Here is a 17,900-nt window from a genome sequence, read left to right as displayed (position 1 = left end):
TATATAAATTTTGCCGTCAACTTTTTGGTTGACGGCATTTTTAATGTTTAGAATAAGTTACGGACTTTTTAAAATTATGATAGAATAAATTATATATGATTTAAAAAGTATGAAGTTTGGAGATGATTAAATGCTTTTAAAGCTCATTTCTGGATTATTTAATCAGTTGGGAGTTATTGTTTTAGCTGCTATTATTATTTCTAAATTTAGTGTATTTCAAAATTATATTTTAAAAGAAAAATTAAATTGTATAGAGAAAACTTTTTTTATTTTATTTTTCGGCACTGTAGGTATTATTGGAACATATTGGGGAATCCCTGTTAATGATGCTATTGCTAATTCACGAAGTATTGGAGTTGTTGTGGCAGGAATTATTGGGGGACCGGCTGTAGGAATAGGAGCAGGATTAATTGCTGGAATTCATAGGATGTTAATCCCAATTGCAAGGTTTACTGCAGTTGCTTGTGGAATTTCAACTATTACAGGTGGTTTATTTGGAGGATTATCCAAAAAGTATATTGATGAAAAACAAGATAGGTGGATGTGGGGAATTTTTGTAACAGCAGGAGTAGAAATTTTACAAATGGGCTTAATTTTGCTTATTTCTAAGCCTTTTGGTAAAGCATTAGAATTAGTTAAACTTATATTTATTCCTATGACATTCATAAATTCTTTTGGAGTAGGAATATTTTTAATGATTATTCGCCAAATTTATGATGATCATGAAAAAGCAGGGGCACTAAAAGCCCAGTTAGCTTTGCAAATTGCTTCGGAAACTTTACCGATTTTACGAAAGGGATTAAATAAAAATTCTGCTAAAAAAGCAGCCCAAATTATATATGAAGCTACACAAGTTTCTGCAGTATCTATTACTAATAATGAAAATATATTAGCACACATAGGACTAGGAGATGACCATCATATTCCTAATAAACCCATATGTACTAAATTAACTAAGAGAGCATTAAAAGAACAGCGATATATTATAGCTCAAGAAAAAGAAAGTATTGAATGTCCTTATCCCAAATGTCCATTAAAGGCTGTAATAGTCGTACCATTAACAGTAGATAATATACCTATTGGAACATTAAAATTATATAAAAATAAAAAAAATAGTATTACTTCATCTGATGTAGAATTAGCAAAAGGTTTAGGAGAATTATTTTCTACTCAACTTGAATTAAGTAAAATAGATTACCAAAATGAATTACTTAATAAAGCAGAATTAAAAGCGCTACAAGCTCAAATACAACCTCATTTCCTTTTTAATGCCTTAAATACTATTATATCTTTTTGTAGAACTGATCCTAGCAAAGCTAGGGAATTGCTTTTAAAGCTTAGCTATTATTTGCGAACACAATTTAAAAATACAGATGAATTTATTCCCTTAGAACAGGAGATTAATTATATTAAAGCTTATCTATCTATTGAAGAAGCTCGTTTTTCTGACCGTTTAAAAGTTATTTATGATATAGATTCTGATATTGAATGTAAAGTTCCTCCTTTGTTATTGCAGCCTATAGTAGAAAATTCTTTAAAACATGGGTTATTGTCAAAAAAAGAAGGAGGAATAGTAAAAATAATTGTTCGTAAGGAAAAAAATAACGTACTAATACAGATTAGAGATAACGGAGTAGGAATAGACTCCTCTAAGATATCTGATTTATTAAATAATTCTAATAAAGAAAAAGGAATAGGTATTTCCAATGTAAATGCTCGATTAAAAAGTATATATGGAACTCAATTAGAAATCTGTAGTGATAAAGGGCGAGGAACAGTAGTTACTATTAAGATTCCTATGGGTGAGGTGGAAAAATGATACAAGTTATTTTAGTAGATGATGAAAGACCGGCCTTAGAAGAATTAGAATATATGTTAGAGAAATATGAAAATATTGAAGTGGTAGGTACTTATACAGATCCGTTAATAGCCTTAAAAGAAATAAAAAGAAAAAAACCTCAAGTAGTATTTTTAGATATAAGTATGCCTGAGATTGATGGTTTTTCTTTAGCAAAAGAAATTATAAAATTAAATTTTAAAGTTAATATAGTTTTTGTTACCGCATTTGACGAATACGCTATAAGTGCTTTTGAAATAAATGCTGTTGATTATATTTTAAAGCCGTTATGTGAAGAACGATTAGATTCTACGATAAACAGGATTAGAGATAACATTAAACAAGATGCAATAAAAATAAATTCTATTCAGGAAGTTGTACGTCAGTTAAAAAAACCATTGATTAGAATTCCTGTATGGAAAAAGGACCGTATTATTTTATTAGACCCTAAAGAGATTCTATATTGTACCGTTGAAGGAGGAGAAACCTATGTAGTAACTGAAAAAGAAAAATATTTTATATCAGACACATTAAGCCATTTAGAAGAAGAATTAGAAGGATTTTTTAGATGTCATAGGAGTTTTTTAATAAATACAGAGTATATTGATGAAATTATTCCATGGTTTAATAATACCTATGCTGTAAAAATGAAAAACAGAGATGAAGAAATTCCTGTTAGCAGAAGGCATAGTAAGGTTTTAAAAGAGATGTTTCATATTAAGTAATTTATATGAAAATTATTAATATTATATCAATCCGTTTATCATAAAAAAACAACCGTTTAGGTTGTTTTTTTTGTATATTAGGTAAAAAATGCACAAAAAAATACAAAAAAATAATAAAATAATAATATAAATTTAAGGGAGGGAATAATATGATTTCTTTTCTTTTATCAGTTGTTATTTTAATACTGGGGTACATCTTTTACGGAAAATTAGTAGAAAAGATATTCGGAGCGGACGACAATCGTAAAACACCAGCTATTGCAATGGAAGATGGAGTTGATTATGTTCCATTAGACTGGAAGAGAGCATTTTTAGTACAATTTTTAAATATTGCAGGGTTAGGACCAATTTTTGGAGCAATTGCAGGAGCGTTATGGGGGCCAGCTGCATTTTTATGGATTGTATTAGGAAGTATTTTTGCAGGAGCAGTACATGATTATTTTGCTGGAATGTTATCGCTTCGTCATAAAGGAGAAACTGTCGCAGAGATTGTGGGAAGATATTTAGGAGTTTCAGCTAAAATGGTAATGCGTGTTTTTTCTGTTATACTATTAATTTTAGTAGGAGTAGTATTTGTAAATGGACCAGCTGGATTATTGGCTGACATAACAGGAATTAATCAATATACTTGGGTAGGAATTATTATAGTATATTATATTTTAGCTACAGTATTACCTGTTGATAAAATCATTGGAAAAATATATCCTATATTTGGAGCGGCTCTACTTATAATGGGAGTAGGAATTATAGTTGGAATTTTTGCAAAAGGATATACGATTCCAGAAATTCAGCTACAAAATTTACATCCATCAGGAAAAGCAATTTTTCCATTCTTATTTATTACTATTGCCTGTGGAGCAATAAGTGGTTTTCATGCTACACAATCACCTATAATGGCTAGATGTATTCGAAGTGAAAAAGAAGGTAGAAAAGTATTTTATGGAGCGATGATTGCAGAAGGGATTATAGCTCTTATATGGGCAGCTGCATCAATGGCTTTTTTTGGAAGCACAGAAGCATTAGCAGAAGCTGGAGCAGCAGCTGTAGTAGTAAATAAAATCTCAGTTTCTTTATTAGGAGTAGCAGGTGGTATTCTTGCAATTCTTGGAGTTGTAGCCTGTCCTATTACTTCAGGAGATACAGCTTTTAGAAGTGCAAGATTAGCTATAGCAGATGCAATAGGACTTAAACAAGATAAAATTAAGAATCGATTTTTAATATCTATTCCTTTATTTGTAATTGGTATAGCATTATGTTTTATTGATTTTGCTATTATATGGAGATATTTTGCTTGGGCTAATCAAACATTAGCAATGATTATGCTTTGGGCAGCAGCTCAATATTTAGTAAAACACAGGAAATTTCACTGGATTTGTACTATTCCAGCAACATTTATGACAGCAGTAACCATCACCTATATAATGATTGCAGAAGAAGGATTTAGGTTATCTAGTTCCATAGGATATCCTATAGGAATTGGAGCTGCAGTAATAGCCATTATATTTTTCCTTTATAAAGCAAGAAAAACTAGTCAAAAAGATGTAGCAGTAGAAGCATAAAATATATAGATGAAATCAAACCGGCAGATATGTTCTGCCGGTTTTTTTAATATTTTAAAAATATAAAATTAATTTGTATTTCAATACAAGGATATGTTATATTAACTTTATTATGATAAAATAATAACAAGTAAAATATTATTATATAGAAAATTTAATTGTTTAAATATATGGAGGAAAATACAAATGACTAAAAAAGTCCAAGAAGTTTGTGATTTGCTAAATAATAAGGGAATTAATTTTAACTTAGTTGAACATAAAGCAGTGTATACTATTGATGAAATGTTAGAACTTAATTTACCAGATGCTGATGTTATAGCAAAAAATTTATTTTTAAGAGATAATAAAAAAAGAAATTATTATTTATTAGTAGTGTGTAAAGATAAAAGAGTTAATTTAAAAGCTTTAAAAGAAAAATTATGTTCAAAACCTCTTAGTTTTGCTTCAGAGAAAGATTTAGAATCTATTTTAGGACTTTCTAAGGGTTCTGTAACACCTTTTGGAATAATCAATGACAAAGAAAGAAAAGTAAAGGTAATAATAGATAATTTCTTTAAAGAAAAACTTATAGGTGTTCATCCTAATGAAAATACAGCAACAGTATGGCTTAATGTATCAGATTTAGTCGAAATAATTAAGGAACATGGTAATTTTATAGAATTCTTAGATATTTAAAAGAGGAGAATTATTAGGAGGAAATAAAGTGAAAAAATTTAAGATACCTCTATATATATTTGGTATATTTATTTTTATATCTATTGGACTGTGGATATGGCTTGATAACATTTTTTATTTTTTTAATTTTATATATATAGGTTTTTTTGTATCTTTGGGTACTTTTTTGATGGGGAAAAAATATAAATATTCAAGACAGTTCGTACAATTTGGTGTAGGAATATATATGCTTGTCTATCTTGGAGTTATTTCCCGGGAAAATATGCAGATTGAAGGTTTTTGGTACTATTTATTTTTAGGAGTGTTTCAGGCAGCAGTAATTCATTATGTAGTTGCCAAAATTATAGGCCCATTATTATTTGGGAGAGGATGGTGCGGATACGCCTGTTGGACTGCAGCTATTCTGGACTTATTACCTTATAAAAAACCTAAAAATTCTCGTATCAAAAAGTTATCTTTTGTACGTTATATAGTGTTTTTATTTTCTATTTTATTTGTAAGTATATTATTTTTATTAAAAATTGATGATATAGAAAATATTATGTTTTGGAGTTTTATTATAGGAAATATTATATATTACATAGTTGGAATAATAATGGCTTTAATATTAAAAGATAATAGAGCATTTTGTAAATATGTATGCCCCATTACTATATTTTTAAAACCAACAAGTTATTTTTCACTGTTAAGAGTAAAAACAGATAGCAAGAAATGTATTTCTTGTGGTAAATGTATAAAGGTATGTCCTATGAATGTGAATATGCTAGATAATAAAAGAAGTAGAGAAAATGGAACAGAGTGTATTTTATGCATGGAATGTGTAAAAAGTTGTCCTAAAGAGGCTATTTATTTTTAAATAGGAGTGAAAATATATGAAAAAAGAAAAATTAATAAAGATAATTACTATATTTACTATTCTAAGTGCTTTAATAACTTTTATAAGTGCCTTCTTTAGTTTTTTATTGCCTTTATACTTATCTTTTAAATTAAAAGATGATATTAGTAAGTCAGAAATAGTAGAAACTATTGGTGGAGCAGACGGCCCAACAGCAATATATATATCAGGACAGTCTTCTTTATATTTAGTTACTATTATCTTTTTGTTATTAACAATATTAGGAATTATATATTTAGTTATTAATAAACATAAAAAAAGTTACATGTAATTACTTGAATTTTATTAAGATAAGAAATTATAAAGTTAAAAATATAATTGTATGTGAAAATTATTAAACAAATAGCTTTAATAATATATTAGGAGGGAAGAATATGAAAAAAATTGTAAGTGATATTATAAAGAAGATGATAGAATATTTTAACGGTGATGTTAAAAGAATTAATCATGCTATAAAAGTATATGGATTTGCAAAAAGTATAGGAGAGATTGAAAACATTTCAGAAGAAAAATTAGAAATACTTGAAGTAAGTGCTATTTTACATGATATAGGAATTAAAGAAAGTGAAAAGAAATATTTTTCATCTGCTGGCAAGTATCAAGAAATAGAAGGACCTCCTGTAGCAAGAAATATTTTAAAAGAATTTAGTTTAGATGATAAATTTATAGACAGGGTTTGCTATCTTATAGGCAATCATCATACATATAATAAAATAGATGATATAGATTTTCAAATACTTGTAGAAGCAGATTTTCTTGTAAACATTTTTGAAGATAATATGTCTATAAATAATATAGAAACCATTAAGCAAAAATATTTTAAGACTAAAGGAGGTTTGTATTTTATTAATAATATGTATTTAAAATGATATAACTAATAGGAAATATATAAAACTAAAAAATAATGCTAATATTTTAGCTATATACAGTTAGTTTATTAGTTGAATTATGTAAGTAAAATATAATAAAAGTTATAATTAAATAAGAAAGGATCTAACCAAAATGGAAAAACAATTTGAATGTCTAAGATGTAAAGAGCAAATGAAATATTTAAAAGAATATCGTTTTGATTCTCAAGATAATAATAGAGGATTATTAGGAGCATTATTTGATATTGAAGAGCATTTAACCTTTGATGTATATGTTTGCCCTAAGTGCAGACATACAGAGTTTTTCTTTACGGGGAAAAGAAAAGGATTTGACGAATGGAATGACTGGTAAAATTAGCCGTGCTATTTAAGCACGGCTTTGTCTTATCCTAATATTAATAGCTAGCAAACTCTTTACCAAAGTTGTTACAGTTAGTTATTCCTTCATCATCAGGAGCTTCATTAATTATAAGACCTTCCTTATATAATATAGCTCCAGAAGCTTTTATTCTATCTTCCCAATCTCGCATCCATTGTCCATCACCCCAGCCATAGGAACCAAAAAGGGCAACTTTCTTATCTTTAATCTTTCCTTCTAATTCACTAAAAAATGGTTCGAATTCACCTTCTTCTAAAACTTCATCTCCCATAGAAGGGCATCCTAGAACTAATTTATCGTATGTTGCAGCTTTTTCTGCAGAAATGTCAGAAACAAAAAATAAATCTACATTTGCACCATTACTTTTTATTCCATCTGTAATAGCTTTAGCCATTTGTTCTGTATTACCTGTTCCACTCCAATAAATAACAGCAATTTTATCCATCAGTTATTCTCCTTTCAATAAATAAATTTATTATTTTACCCTACATTTAATAGTTGAGTAATAGTAAATCCTTTAGAAATCAAATTGCAAAATCTTTCTTTGCATATTTTATATTCCTCAAATAGTTTACTGGCTTTTTCTACATCTCCATAAACTTTCCAGGGACCACTTAGTTTATAATTTTTTCCTCCATGTTTTATAAAGCCAAGTACGTCTTCTAGAGGATAACCTAGGATAATTCCTATTTCATGGGGGAAGCATTGAGATTGATTAATACGTTTTTTAAAATGTCTGATTATAGAGTCGATATTTCCGTTTAATGGGTAGCCTATATTATGTAAAAATTCATAAACGTTGGGGGCACTTATATATTCTAATAGTAATTTTTTATTATATACTAAAAGTAAAATCCTATGTTTGCATTTGCATACAGGAGTAATACATAATTTATTAGAAGAGGAATATAAATTGAATTGTTTAATTTTTAAAGACCAATTTAAATATTGTTCTTTATTACAAGAAAATAAATTTGATGGTTTTAATCCACCTAGAGTAGGAGAACAATACTTTGCAATATGTTCATCAAAACTATTTATCATAAACCTCCCTCCATTTAGTTAGCAAAAGCTAACTTAAAATCAAAATAAAAAACAAAAATTTTAAAAGCATTAGTAAAAACATGAGTTAGCATATGGTAACTATAAATTATCATTTTTCAAGAATCTTGTCAAGATGATAATGAAATTTATTATCATTTTTTTCTGGATATTTTTATTTTTTTCATATAGTTTTTTATACCTTCAAATACTTCTTTACTAATAATATGTTCCATTTTACATGCATCATTTTCAGCAATTTCTTTCTTAACACCGATTACATCTACTAAAAATTTTGTAAGTAATTTATGTCGTTCATAAATATCATTTGCCTTATTTAATCCTTTTTCAGTTAATATAATTTCACCACTAGAGTCAATCTTTATATGTCCTGATTCCTTTAAAATCCCCATAGCTCTACTAACACTTGGTTTACTAAATCCTAGTTCTCGTGCTACATCTATAGACCTTACAGAACCTTTTTTTTGTTTTAAGATTAATATAGTTTCTAAATAATTCTCCCTTGATTCATACATCTATACTACCCCCTGTTATATATTATCATATATGAGTATCTATTATTTGTCTATATTAAGGAAATATAAAGGAATGACAATATGATTCCATATGTTGTATAATTATATATAAATTATTAAAAAATAAAAAAATGGATATTTCTAGTTGGAGTGAAGTGGGATATGAAGGATAAACTTTACAAAGATATGAGCCCTAAAGTTTATGAATCATTAAGAAAAATATTAAATTATGATAAGAAAAGATTAATAGTATTATCTAAAAAGAGAAGAAATGTATTTATTGAAGAACTAGATAAAATACAAAATGTCAATAACATAAGAATTATAAAATATTTACTTATATTATCTTTTGATAAAGATTTTGTAATTGCTTTAAAGGCATTAAATCATTTAAAAAGAATAATAGATAATTTAACTATTAAGGAATTATTATTTTTTGCAGAATATTTTAGAAGTAGTTATTTTTATTATTATATTGATAATGAGGTTGAAAAAAAATACAAAGAGGCTAATAATTACAAATTGGATTTAATAAATCGTTTTAATGAAGAAGGGATTTATATATTATCAGTTTTAACTTTGCATCCCAATGGATATATACGTGAAGATGCATTAAAGAAACTATCAAAGTATGAAAATGGCTTTAAGATAAAATTTATTATGCTAAGAATTAATGATTGGGTTAGAGAGATTAGAGATGTTGCAAAAAAAGAAATTTTAAAATGTATAGAATATAAGTATCTAAAAGATATTATAGAATGTATGCCTATTATAGATAGAATGAAAAACTGGGAAAGGGATGATTATTCAGATATATTATATAAATTAGAAAATTTTATTGCTAATAAAAGAAACTACGATATACTTCTTGATATTTATCAAAAAAATAAAGATATATTAATTAAAAGAATTTTATTTGATTATTTACTTAAAATTAATACAACAGATGATTTAATTATTAATGTAGGGTTAAGGAGCAAAGACGTTATTATTATTAGAAAAGCAATAAAAGAAATTGATAAAATTATAAATGAAGATAATATAGATATGATTTTAGAAACATTAAAGAAAAATAAAAATGTGCCATGCAAATTAGCAGCTATTAATATATTAGAAAGAATAAATGATAAAAATTTTGTTAAAGAGATTATACCATTTTTATATGATAATTCATTTACCGTTAGGGATTATACTAGATATAAATTAAAGAATTTGGGAATTACAAACTTTAGAGAAATGTATTTAAGAGAAATAGATAAGAATAATTATAATTTATATGGAATACTATCGGGAATTAAAGATACTGGAATAAAAGAAGATACTAAGTTTATTTTAAAATATCTTAACCATGAAAAGGTTAAAATTAGAAAAATAGTATTATCTACTATATGTAAGTTAGATATAAAAGAAGGAATAAAATATGCTATTGATAAGTTAACTTCAAATAATGTAGGTGAATCAAATAATGCAAGAAGATGTTTAGAAAAAGACATATTATCAGTTGATGAAGATATAATATTTGAATTATTTAAAGGAGAAGGATATAAAAGTCATGTTTACATAAATTTAATTAAGCTAATAAGTCATTATCCTAAATGGATATCGCTAGAACAGTTTTTAAAAATTTTAATAATATCAAATAATACTTATATTAAAATGATTAACCATGAAATAGATGTGTGGATTCAAAAATTTAATAGGAGTTTTACTTTTCCAAGAAAAGAACAGATTAATAACATTAGAAAAATGTATATGAGGTTAGATAGTAAATTAAGTAATAAGAATCATATTCAGCTTGGAAGTATAATAAAAAGATTTTAAAAAGATTTAATATCTACTAAATTTGCTTTAATCTCCTAATAACAAGATGTTATTTTAATTAACTGGAATAAAAAGATAAAATGTGATAAAATAACAATAAAATCATAAAAAATACTTTGATTACATTGATATAAATACATTATTAATAGGAGGAAGAAAAAATGAAAAGATTTAAAAATATTTGTTTTATTTTTATATTATCCTTAATTTTCTCTAACTTAGGGATGGTAGTAACAGCTAATGCATTAGATGTTACCAATGAAAGAATTATAGATAATTCTTCATTTAGTTTTAATAGTGATATTGTAAAAACTAATGAAGAAGGGAAAAACATATTATATTTATCAAATATACAAAATTTAGAAGATATATTATTAGGTACATATACCTTACCAAAGGATTTAAGAGATAACGAATACCGTGTTGTATATAGTATTTATGAAGTGAAAGAAGGTTTTCCAAGGAGTAAAATATATAGTGATTTTGAATACTTTAATGATAATTTTGAAGCTTATTTTAAAATATTAGATGAGAAGGATTTATTAAAATCAGGTCAGGAATATATGATTAAATCCAATTATTCCGTTTCAATATTTAATGAAGAAGAAAATAAATACTATTCTTATATTTACTACATAGACCCGATTTGTTTTACAGTATTAGGAAGTGAATCTGATTCTAATTCTTCTATTGTAGATAATAGCGAAGATGATAAAGAGGATACAGATAAGCCAAGAGATGAGCTTCGCATATATGATAAAGGATATAATGCAAAAATAAAAGTGAAAAATTATGAAGAGTTTTCTGTAGAATTTATACAGCCTAAAAAAGTAATTCCTATTAGAATAGATAGACTTTTTATAGGTAATTGTACAAATGTATATAAGATTAATGATGATGGTTCCTTATCTTTAGTTAAAACCGGGTATGATGATGGGCAATTTACTGCTTATATAAAAGAGAACGGCAATTATATTATAAAAGATAATAAAGTTGAGTTTAGTGATGTAGCTTCATATGATTGGACTAAGCATTATATTGAAATATTAGCTTCTAAAGGAATTATGGGCGGTTATGCTAATAATGAATTTAAGCCTAATAAGAATATTTCAAGGGCAGAATTTATAACAATAATGATTAGACTTCTTGACTATCTATATATTGATAGTGAAAAAGCTGAAATATCATTTACTGATGTAGAAGATAATGCTTGGTATTTAGATGCTTTAAAGAAAGCAGTTTATTTAGGACTTATAAATGATTCAAATGGAGAATTTATGCCAAACAAAGAATTGACTAGAGAAGAAGCGGCAACAATAGCTATTAGAGCTTATGAAATAGTTGGAGAAGTAGAAGCACAAGATAAGAAATTTAAAGACCATAATGAAATTAGTAACTGGGCTGTAGACGGAGTTTATAAAGCAGTTGCTTTAGAATTATTCAGTGGAAATGCAGATAACACTTTTAAACCAAAACAACCTGTAACTAGGTCACAAACTGCAGTAATAATAGGTAGATTAATGTATAAAGATGCTTGGTATAAAACTTTAGATTATTGATAATATTTTCATAATTTTAAAACAATCCAGTAGAAATATTAAAATATACTTTCTACTGGATTTATTTGTGTGTTCAAAAATATTTATAATGGTATAATATTATAAAATAATAGATTTCTATTTAAGGAGTTAAAGATATATAATTATAAAGATATTATGGAAAAACAAGGGGAACACCCAGTTATATACCTAACCTTTAAAGATGAAAAACATTCAGAATGGGAAAATTGTAAAAAGAGTTTTTCTAACCTTTTTAGTAGACTATATTTAGAAGATGTTCCTATTCAGGAAGGTTATACTAAAGGATATTATAATAAAATTATTGAGTTTATGAGGAACTTACTAAGTGGAGGATTATGAAGGGGTTAGGGCTTATTGGGTAAATAGCAGTGGAAATGACTTAAGATATTGTTATGAATGAAATTGATAAGGATTCTGAAAACATATGGAGTTTTCTTCTTTTTAGTGGATATTTAAAAGCTGTAGATCAAGAACTTAAAGAAGGCCTTTGTACTTGGAATGTTAATATCCCTTAGTGAAGATTATGAAATAAACTCTAATAGAGAAAGCGGCTATGGTAGATATGACATTATGATGATACCTAAAAAAGAAAGTTTACCAGGAATTATTATTGAATTTAAAAAAGTTAATACAATAAGAAAAGAAACCTTAGATATTGCTCTTAATAAGGCACTTATACAAATTAAGGAGAAAAATTACAAACAAAAATCAAATTTCCTTATTATTAAAGCCCTAGTTGGACCATTACCTTCTTTTACCCTTTTTAAATTTAGTAATTTATTGATACATTCCAACATTTATTATAGAACCTATTTTTTATGTAAAAGTCAAATAATTTCACATTAATATTTATAAAAAATTTATTAAATATTAGAATTTTAATTAAAAGAATCTAGTAGAATGATTAAGGGGATACTTTCTACTGGATTTTTTTATTTAAATTTATTTACAATATTTTATATTTTTTACAAAAATGATATAATTATTATTGGCTGTTTTTTATACTATGTTTTAAGGATATTTAAAATGATATTGTTGTTATGTCCAGGTTAATTTTAAAATTATTAAAAATTTTGAATATTTTTCAAATCTTAATTAACACTGTGTATATCATATTTCATATTATATTAATACCTATGATAATTAATTATACTTTTAAAATTAAATTAATTACATAAGAAAAATTTATTATTATACTGTAATAAAATGATAAAGGATTGATATAAGTGGATAAAAGGTTTAAATGGGTATTTATCTATTTGTTTCCAATTTTTATAGTGATACTTCATTTATTCACACAACCAACATTTATCAAAAAAAACTGGATTTTTTATATATTAGGCTTTGGTTTACTATTGTATGTATATTTAATTTGTATATATGATAAAAATAATAAAATAGAAGGAATTATTAGGAAAATTTATTTTATATATACTTATTTTTTTCTATTATATATTTTCCCTAAAATAAGTGAAGAATATAATATATGGGAAGGAAATGGAGGGATTTTTAATTTAAATGAAATAGTTTCAACAGCTGTTGTAATTTTTATTATTTCAGTCATAATATATATTATAGTTATTTCAGATTTTAATATTTCAGAAATTTCTTTTGGTAATACTAAGATTTCCATGTTAAAGGAAAGATATAAAGAAGAAATTAATAGTCATTTTAAAAATACTAATCAATTATTAAAAAAAATAGAGGCTGAAGGATACATCATATATAATATGAAAGAATACTGCCAAAAAGTAAGAAAAAGAATTTATGAAAAAGGAACCTATATTTCTACAGAATATGAAATATTATTAACAAAATATTTTAATAGACAAAAAGATAAAATTAAAGTTTCAATTTTGCAAAAATTAGATGAAAATGAATTAAGAAAAAACTTTGGTTTTAAAAGTGATGAAATATGTACTTTAAAATGTCAGTTAGAAAATAATGAATTGTATAGTACAGAATTAGACAATACCTATTATTTATTCATTCCTTTTTGTTATATATTCGAGGAACTATTAAATGAAAAGAAAAAACCAGTATATATCGTACTAGAAGCTAAAACACCTATTAGTGTAGAGGCTGAAAGTAATATTATTCGTAATATACTTATAAAATTTGCAGACGATTTACTGCAATTATTGTAAAAATATGCGATATCATGATATAATATAATTGTCAAGGAGTGATATATATGGAGAAGAAATTAACTATGAAAGAAATTAAAAGAATTGCTAGTAGTAATAAAAAACCACTTAAACCAGAGTATGTGAAAGTTTCTGAAAGTGCAAAAAAATATGATAGAATTCATTTATCACAAGAACGTACAAAAAAGGTATTGCAAATGCAGCCATGATTTATTTATATAATTAGAATGCACTTATGAATAAATCTCCTTTTAGGTAGATTTATTTCATAAGTGCATTTATTATGCAAAAAATGTTGATATATAAATTTAAAATATATTTTTAATAATTATATTATTTTTAAAGATATAAAAAAGAAAGTTAATTATGTTATAATGTTAAAAACAAGAATAGTAAAAATATATTTTATTAACAATTATTGGATGTTATTATCAAAAAAGTTTAAAATTAGATTATAAGATTAAAAAGATTAGGATGATTATTATGAATTATAAAGAAAAAGTATTAAGTTATCCTAAAAGTAAAATATTTGAAGAAGAGTTAATGAAGTTGTTGGGGTTAAAATATAATGAATATGATAAATATTATAAAATAGTTTCTATGCTTATTGAAGAAGGAGTACTTAAGGGAGTAAAATCATTAGGTTTTAATGGTAGAAGAGACCCTATGTATAAGAAATTTCATATATTAAAAGAAACTATTGATTATTCCAAAGCAAGACAAGAAATTAAAACATTATATTTTGATTTTGATACTAGTTATTATTATAAGAATCCGAGAAAATATCTAGAGCATAAAAAATATATAGATAGGCTAAATAATTTTTATGTTTCTCATAAAGACCAATTAAAGTATCCAGCTTCAATAAATGAGCGGTCTTATCAAATTTTTCATGAAGAAAAATTATTAAAATCTAAAGAAAGTATTATTAAAACTATATTTAAAAATCTAGGATTGGATTATAATGATTTAAATATCTATAATACTCCAGAACCTTTTTTTTATCATATGGTAAATAAAGAATATGAAAATGTATTAATTGTTGAAAACAAGGACACTTGGTATACATTAAAAAAAGTATTAAATCAAAAAAAATCAATATGTAATGTGTTAACTTCAGCAATTATTTATGGAGAAGGGAATAAGATATTAGATTCTTTTGAATATGTAAAGGAAGCAGATTATTTTAAAGATAAAAAGTTAAAATATATTTATATGGGAGATATAGATTACAAGGGAATTGATATTTTTCAGAAATTAAAAAGAAAGTATGAAGATTATAAAATAGATATATTTACTCCTATATATGAAGAAATGATATTAAGATCAAAAAATTTTAATTTGGGGACTATGAAAGAAGGACAAAAGAAAATAGATATAAGCTTATTTTTAGAATATTTTTCAAAGGGATATCAGGAACAAATAGTAAAAATTCTTGAAATGAGAAAATATATACCACAAGAAATTTTAAATTATAGATATTTTTTAAATAGTGATGGTGAGATAAATGTTTAATTTTTTAGATAAATTTCATAAAAAGATGGAATGGGTAGGAGTATTAGAACTTATAATAACAAAAGTAAATAATTCTCAAAAATATAATGATAAATTAAAAAATCATGAATTAATTAATCTTGTTTTTACTGTTTTGCATTATATCATGGAGAAAACACTTTCAGAGGATAAAAATTGTACAATAAATAATATTTCAGATTTTCTAAAGAATATATTAAAAGATTATTATAATAAAGATTTTGATGAAGAAGAAATAGTTAATTTAGTTAAATTTATAGTAATTGAGATTCTTCAAAATAATGGACAACCCTATATCTTTAAAACAAAGGATTATACTGATATGGATAACTCTATATATCCCATACGAATCAAAATAATAGAGGATTATATAGTTAGTGATTCCACTAATAAAGAAAATGGATATTTATTATCAAAGCAAGGTTTTGAATTTTTATTTAGAATAGCAGATATTGAAGAAGAATTAGAAATATCTATAGAACAAATAAGATTAAAGGAATTATTAAAAAGGAAGAAGTTTTCAAAAGCTACTGAACAATGTCAAATGATGTTAAATAGGATAAGACATAAAAGAAAAGATATAGAATTATTTATAAGAAGAATTAAAGAAAATATTAATAATGTATCTTTAGAGGAGTGTAGATTGACAATTGAATCGACATTTAAAGTACTTAATGAAGAATATCAAAATTATAATGAACTTTATGAAACTATAAAGCAAACAGAGCAAAACATATTAGATAAGCTAGAATTTGATAAAGATAATGAGGAATTATTACGAGCAAAAAAGGACATAGAAAGTATCAAACTAAATATTAAAAATGTTATAAAAGAATATCAAACTTTATTTAGAACACAACAGCCAGTTTTAAAGTTATATGATGAAGCCATAGAAAATAGTCTAACTTATGCATTAAGAGAACGTTTAGATATTGAAAAAGATTTATTAGAAAAATTTGAGAAAATTAAAAATATAGATTTTATAAATAATAATTTATATAAGTTATTCATTCCTTTATTTAAACCTAATATTAATAAACACTTAAATATATTTAAAGCATATAATAGGCAAACAATTCTTGTAGATAATGATATTGAAACAGAAGACAATAATATTTTAGAAATAGATACAGATGAGGTAGAAGATATTCAGGCTAAGGAAATAGAAGCCATAAATAATAAATATTTAGAGTATTTAAAAATTTTAATAGATATATTATTAAAAAATGAAAATAGAGAATTATTTTTAAGTGAAATACTTGAAGAGATAAAAATTAATGACCCAGTTTATTATTATAAGCTTGTGTCAGAGCCTTTATTTTTTAAGACTATATTATATTTATACGATATAGGGAATATAAATTTTGATAATATATTAAAAGAAAATAAAAGTTTTATATTATATCAGTCAAAGGATTTTAACATTAACTACGTTGTTTCTTTACTTTTAAATGAAGTTAAGTATAAAGTTGTTTCAAATATAGAAATAAAAAAAGAAGATAATGATAAAACTCTTAAAGTAGAGTATGAAGATATAAAGGATGAAAATATTAAGATAAAAAAAGAAGTTGAAATATCAGATTTTAAATTTAAGGTGGGAATTTAATGAATAGTAAGGATTTTTTAATAGCTATAAGAATATACAATAAACTTATTGAAAAGGGAGAAATTAATATAGTAGATGAACCAGAATTATTTTATGACTATAGTCAAGAAGAAGTTAGGCAACTTTTAGATATAATTGAAAGAGAAGCAAATTGTAATATATTAAAGATTAATAATTCCATATATCTAATACCAAGTTTAAATAATGAATTTTTGGGGTTTAAACCATCAGAAATTAAAAATATTTTTGGTGGTGAAGCTAATATGATTGATTACTACTTATATTGCTATATTATAGTTTGTATATTATATAAATTTTATTCCTCTAAAAATAAAAATGCTAAAGTAGTTGATTTTGTTCCTGTAGATAGTTTAAAAGAATTTATATCTAATAGATTAGAGGAGATAGCAAGTAAAGAAGATAAGAAAAAATTAGAAGAAGAACATAGTTTTAATATTATTAAAGTTTATTATAAATGGGATAGTTTATTAGATGACCATGAAACTAGAACTAAAACTAAAAAGGGAGTAATTAAAAAGATTATAGGATTATTAGAAAGACAAGGACTAATGTATTTAGATAATGAGGAAAATATTAGAACTACAAAAAAACTAGATGATATAATGAATTTTTTCTATTTAGATATTGAAAGAAAAGAAGAAATCGAAAAATTCTTTATTTTAGGTGGTGCATAAAA

Annotated in this window: 21 protein-coding genes; 18 read left to right on the top strand and 3 right to left on the bottom strand. The window is 24.7% G+C overall.

What is annotated here, in order from left to right:
• Nucleotides 1-130: 130 nt before the first annotated feature.
• From OM90_RS00955 to OM90_RS00920, 8 genes are all read left to right on the top strand, one after another.
• Nucleotides 131-1,819 carry a sensor histidine kinase gene (locus tag OM90_RS00955; protein WP_058485007.1) on the top strand — a complete coding sequence of 563 codons (1,689 nt, stop codon included), beginning with the start codon at nucleotides 131-133 and terminating at the stop codon, nucleotides 1,817-1,819.
• Entirely contained in the window at nucleotides 1,816-2,562 is a 747-nt protein-coding gene (locus OM90_RS00950) for a LytR/AlgR family response regulator transcription factor (protein ID WP_058485006.1), read from the top strand. Before OM90_RS00955 ends, OM90_RS00950 begins: the two co-directional genes overlap by 4 nt.
• 149 nt (nucleotides 2,563-2,711) lie before the next feature.
• Complete coding sequence (locus OM90_RS00945; protein WP_058485005.1) at nucleotides 2,712-4,121, top strand: carbon starvation CstA family protein; 1,410 nt, start codon at nucleotides 2,712-2,714, stop codon at nucleotides 4,119-4,121.
• A gap of 186 nt (nucleotides 4,122-4,307) precedes the next feature.
• Nucleotides 4,308-4,796 (top strand): prolyl-tRNA synthetase associated domain-containing protein, encoded by a 489-nt coding sequence (locus tag OM90_RS00940; RefSeq protein WP_058485004.1) that lies wholly within the window; start codon nucleotides 4,308-4,310, stop codon nucleotides 4,794-4,796.
• 28 nt (nucleotides 4,797-4,824) lie between these two features.
• On the top strand, nucleotides 4,825-5,652 hold the full coding sequence (locus tag OM90_RS00935; protein WP_084757901.1) for a 4Fe-4S binding protein: 828 nt from the start codon (nucleotides 4,825-4,827) through the stop codon (nucleotides 5,650-5,652).
• A gap of 16 nt (nucleotides 5,653-5,668) precedes the next feature.
• The gene (locus tag OM90_RS00930) at nucleotides 5,669-5,962 is read left to right on the top strand and encodes a hypothetical protein (RefSeq protein WP_058485002.1); all 294 of its coding nucleotides are present in this window, start codon (nucleotides 5,669-5,671) and stop codon (nucleotides 5,960-5,962) included.
• Between the two features lie 103 nt (nucleotides 5,963-6,065).
• The gene (locus tag OM90_RS00925) at nucleotides 6,066-6,560 is read left to right on the top strand and encodes an HD domain-containing protein (protein WP_058485001.1); all 495 of its coding nucleotides are present in this window, start codon (nucleotides 6,066-6,068) and stop codon (nucleotides 6,558-6,560) included.
• A gap of 133 nt (nucleotides 6,561-6,693) precedes the next feature.
• Complete coding sequence (locus OM90_RS00920; protein WP_058485000.1) at nucleotides 6,694-6,912, top strand: zinc ribbon domain-containing protein; 219 nt, start codon at nucleotides 6,694-6,696, stop codon at nucleotides 6,910-6,912.
• A gap of 43 nt (nucleotides 6,913-6,955) precedes the next feature.
• Here OM90_RS00920 and OM90_RS00915 read toward each other — a convergent pair whose 3' ends face one another.
• The 3 genes from OM90_RS00915 to OM90_RS00905 all read right to left on the bottom strand — a co-directional run bounded on the left by OM90_RS00915 (nucleotide 6,956) and on the right by OM90_RS00905 (nucleotide 8,516).
• Nucleotides 6,956-7,384 (bottom strand): flavodoxin, encoded by a 429-nt coding sequence (locus tag OM90_RS00915; RefSeq protein WP_058484999.1) that lies wholly within the window; start codon nucleotides 7,382-7,384, stop codon nucleotides 6,956-6,958.
• 35 nt (nucleotides 7,385-7,419) lie between these two features.
• The gene (locus OM90_RS00910; protein WP_058484998.1) at nucleotides 7,420-7,983 is read right to left on the bottom strand and encodes a DUF3793 family protein; all 564 of its coding nucleotides are present in this window, start codon (nucleotides 7,981-7,983) and stop codon (nucleotides 7,420-7,422) included.
• Nucleotides 7,984-8,135: 152 nt separating this feature from the next.
• Nucleotides 8,136-8,516, bottom strand: a complete 381-nt coding sequence (locus OM90_RS00905) for a metal-dependent transcriptional regulator (RefSeq protein ID WP_058484997.1) — start codon at nucleotides 8,514-8,516, stop codon at nucleotides 8,136-8,138.
• A 162-nt stretch (nucleotides 8,517-8,678) separates the two neighbouring features.
• Between OM90_RS00905 and OM90_RS00900 the strand changes: the two genes are divergently transcribed.
• The 10 genes from OM90_RS00900 to OM90_RS00865 all read left to right on the top strand — a co-directional run bounded on the left by OM90_RS00900 (nucleotide 8,679) and on the right by OM90_RS00865 (nucleotide 17,898).
• Nucleotides 8,679-10,337, top strand: coding sequence for a hypothetical protein (locus OM90_RS00900; protein ID WP_058484996.1), 1,659 nt, complete (start codon nucleotides 8,679-8,681; stop codon nucleotides 10,335-10,337).
• Between the two features lie 161 nt (nucleotides 10,338-10,498).
• Nucleotides 10,499-11,896, top strand: coding sequence for an S-layer homology domain-containing protein (locus tag OM90_RS00895; RefSeq protein ID WP_058484995.1), 1,398 nt, complete (start codon nucleotides 10,499-10,501; stop codon nucleotides 11,894-11,896).
• 156 nt (nucleotides 11,897-12,052) lie between these two features.
• Nucleotides 12,053-12,256, top strand: coding sequence for a hypothetical protein (locus OM90_RS13110; protein WP_058484994.1), 204 nt, complete (start codon nucleotides 12,053-12,055; stop codon nucleotides 12,254-12,256).
• A gap of 53 nt (nucleotides 12,257-12,309) precedes the next feature.
• Nucleotides 12,310-12,432, top strand: coding sequence for a hypothetical protein (locus tag OM90_RS13305; protein ID WP_278335767.1), 123 nt, complete (start codon nucleotides 12,310-12,312; stop codon nucleotides 12,430-12,432).
• The gene (locus OM90_RS13105; protein ID WP_058484993.1) at nucleotides 12,416-12,763 is read left to right on the top strand and encodes a PD-(D/E)XK nuclease domain-containing protein; all 348 of its coding nucleotides are present in this window, start codon (nucleotides 12,416-12,418) and stop codon (nucleotides 12,761-12,763) included. The genes OM90_RS13305 and OM90_RS13105 overlap by 17 nt, the downstream gene beginning before the upstream one ends.
• Before the next feature lie 509 nt (nucleotides 12,764-13,272).
• On the top strand, nucleotides 13,273-14,064 hold the full coding sequence (locus tag OM90_RS13100; RefSeq protein WP_242860834.1) for a hypothetical protein: 792 nt from the start codon (nucleotides 13,273-13,275) through the stop codon (nucleotides 14,062-14,064).
• Nucleotides 14,065-14,111: 47 nt separating this feature from the next.
• Nucleotides 14,112-14,273: a hypothetical protein gene (locus OM90_RS12715; protein WP_160323627.1), complete on the top strand. Its 162-nt coding sequence runs from the start codon at nucleotides 14,112-14,114 to the stop codon at nucleotides 14,271-14,273.
• A 274-nt stretch (nucleotides 14,274-14,547) separates the two neighbouring features.
• Complete coding sequence (locus OM90_RS00875; protein WP_058484992.1) at nucleotides 14,548-15,579, top strand: Wadjet anti-phage system protein JetD domain-containing protein; 1,032 nt, start codon at nucleotides 14,548-14,550, stop codon at nucleotides 15,577-15,579.
• Nucleotides 15,572-17,203: a hypothetical protein gene (locus OM90_RS00870; protein WP_058484991.1), complete on the top strand. Its 1,632-nt coding sequence runs from the start codon at nucleotides 15,572-15,574 to the stop codon at nucleotides 17,201-17,203. The genes OM90_RS00875 and OM90_RS00870 overlap by 8 nt, the downstream gene beginning before the upstream one ends.
• Nucleotides 17,203-17,898: a DUF6063 family protein gene (locus OM90_RS00865; protein WP_058484990.1), complete on the top strand. Its 696-nt coding sequence runs from the start codon at nucleotides 17,203-17,205 to the stop codon at nucleotides 17,896-17,898. The genes OM90_RS00870 and OM90_RS00865 overlap by 1 nt, the downstream gene beginning before the upstream one ends.
• Nucleotides 17,899-17,900: the final 2 nt, after the last annotated feature.

Source organism: Defluviitalea phaphyphila (assembly GCF_001466305.1).
GTDB lineage: Bacteria > Bacillota > Clostridia > Lachnospirales > Defluviitaleaceae > Defluviitalea_A > Defluviitalea_A phaphyphila.
The sequence above is the reverse complement of the archived record's forward strand: the minus strand, read 5'-3'. Positions and strand labels throughout refer to the sequence as shown.

Bases quoted from the DNA above. Each gene is read 5' to 3' on its own strand.
- OM90_RS00955 (WP_058485007.1), top strand. From the start codon at position 131: ATGCTTTTAAAGCTCATTTCTGGATTATTTAATCAGTTGGGAGTTATT.
- OM90_RS00950 (WP_058485006.1), top strand. From the start codon at position 1,816: ATGATACAAGTTATTTTAGTAGATGATGAAAGACCGGCCTTAGAAGAA.
- OM90_RS00945 (WP_058485005.1), top strand. From the start codon at position 2,712: ATGATTTCTTTTCTTTTATCAGTTGTTATTTTAATACTGGGGTACATC.
- OM90_RS00940 (WP_058485004.1), top strand. From the start codon at position 4,308: ATGACTAAAAAAGTCCAAGAAGTTTGTGATTTGCTAAATAATAAGGGA.
- OM90_RS00930 (WP_058485002.1), top strand. From the start codon at position 5,669: ATGAAAAAAGAAAAATTAATAAAGATAATTACTATATTTACTATTCTA.
- OM90_RS00925 (WP_058485001.1), top strand. From the start codon at position 6,066: ATGAAAAAAATTGTAAGTGATATTATAAAGAAGATGATAGAATATTTT.
- OM90_RS00920 (WP_058485000.1), top strand. From the start codon at position 6,694: ATGGAAAAACAATTTGAATGTCTAAGATGTAAAGAGCAAATGAAATAT.
- OM90_RS00915 (WP_058484999.1), bottom strand. From the start codon at position 7,384: ATGGATAAAATTGCTGTTATTTATTGGAGTGGAACAGGTAATACAGAA.
- OM90_RS00910 (WP_058484998.1), bottom strand. From the start codon at position 7,983: ATGATAAATAGTTTTGATGAACATATTGCAAAGTATTGTTCTCCTACT.
- OM90_RS00905 (WP_058484997.1), bottom strand. From the start codon at position 8,516: ATGTATGAATCAAGGGAGAATTATTTAGAAACTATATTAATCTTAAAA.
- OM90_RS00900 (WP_058484996.1), top strand. From the start codon at position 8,679: ATGAAGGATAAACTTTACAAAGATATGAGCCCTAAAGTTTATGAATCA.
- OM90_RS00895 (WP_058484995.1), top strand. From the start codon at position 10,499: ATGAAAAGATTTAAAAATATTTGTTTTATTTTTATATTATCCTTAATT.
- OM90_RS13110 (WP_058484994.1), top strand. From the start codon at position 12,053: ATGGAAAAACAAGGGGAACACCCAGTTATATACCTAACCTTTAAAGAT.
- OM90_RS13305 (WP_278335767.1), top strand. From the start codon at position 12,310: ATGAATGAAATTGATAAGGATTCTGAAAACATATGGAGTTTTCTTCTT.
- OM90_RS13105 (WP_058484993.1), top strand. From the start codon at position 12,416: ATGTTAATATCCCTTAGTGAAGATTATGAAATAAACTCTAATAGAGAA.
- OM90_RS12715 (WP_160323627.1), top strand. From the start codon at position 14,112: ATGGAGAAGAAATTAACTATGAAAGAAATTAAAAGAATTGCTAGTAGT.
- OM90_RS00875 (WP_058484992.1), top strand. From the start codon at position 14,548: ATGAATTATAAAGAAAAAGTATTAAGTTATCCTAAAAGTAAAATATTT.
- OM90_RS00870 (WP_058484991.1), top strand. From the start codon at position 15,572: ATGTTTAATTTTTTAGATAAATTTCATAAAAAGATGGAATGGGTAGGA.
- OM90_RS00865 (WP_058484990.1), top strand. From the start codon at position 17,203: ATGAATAGTAAGGATTTTTTAATAGCTATAAGAATATACAATAAACTT.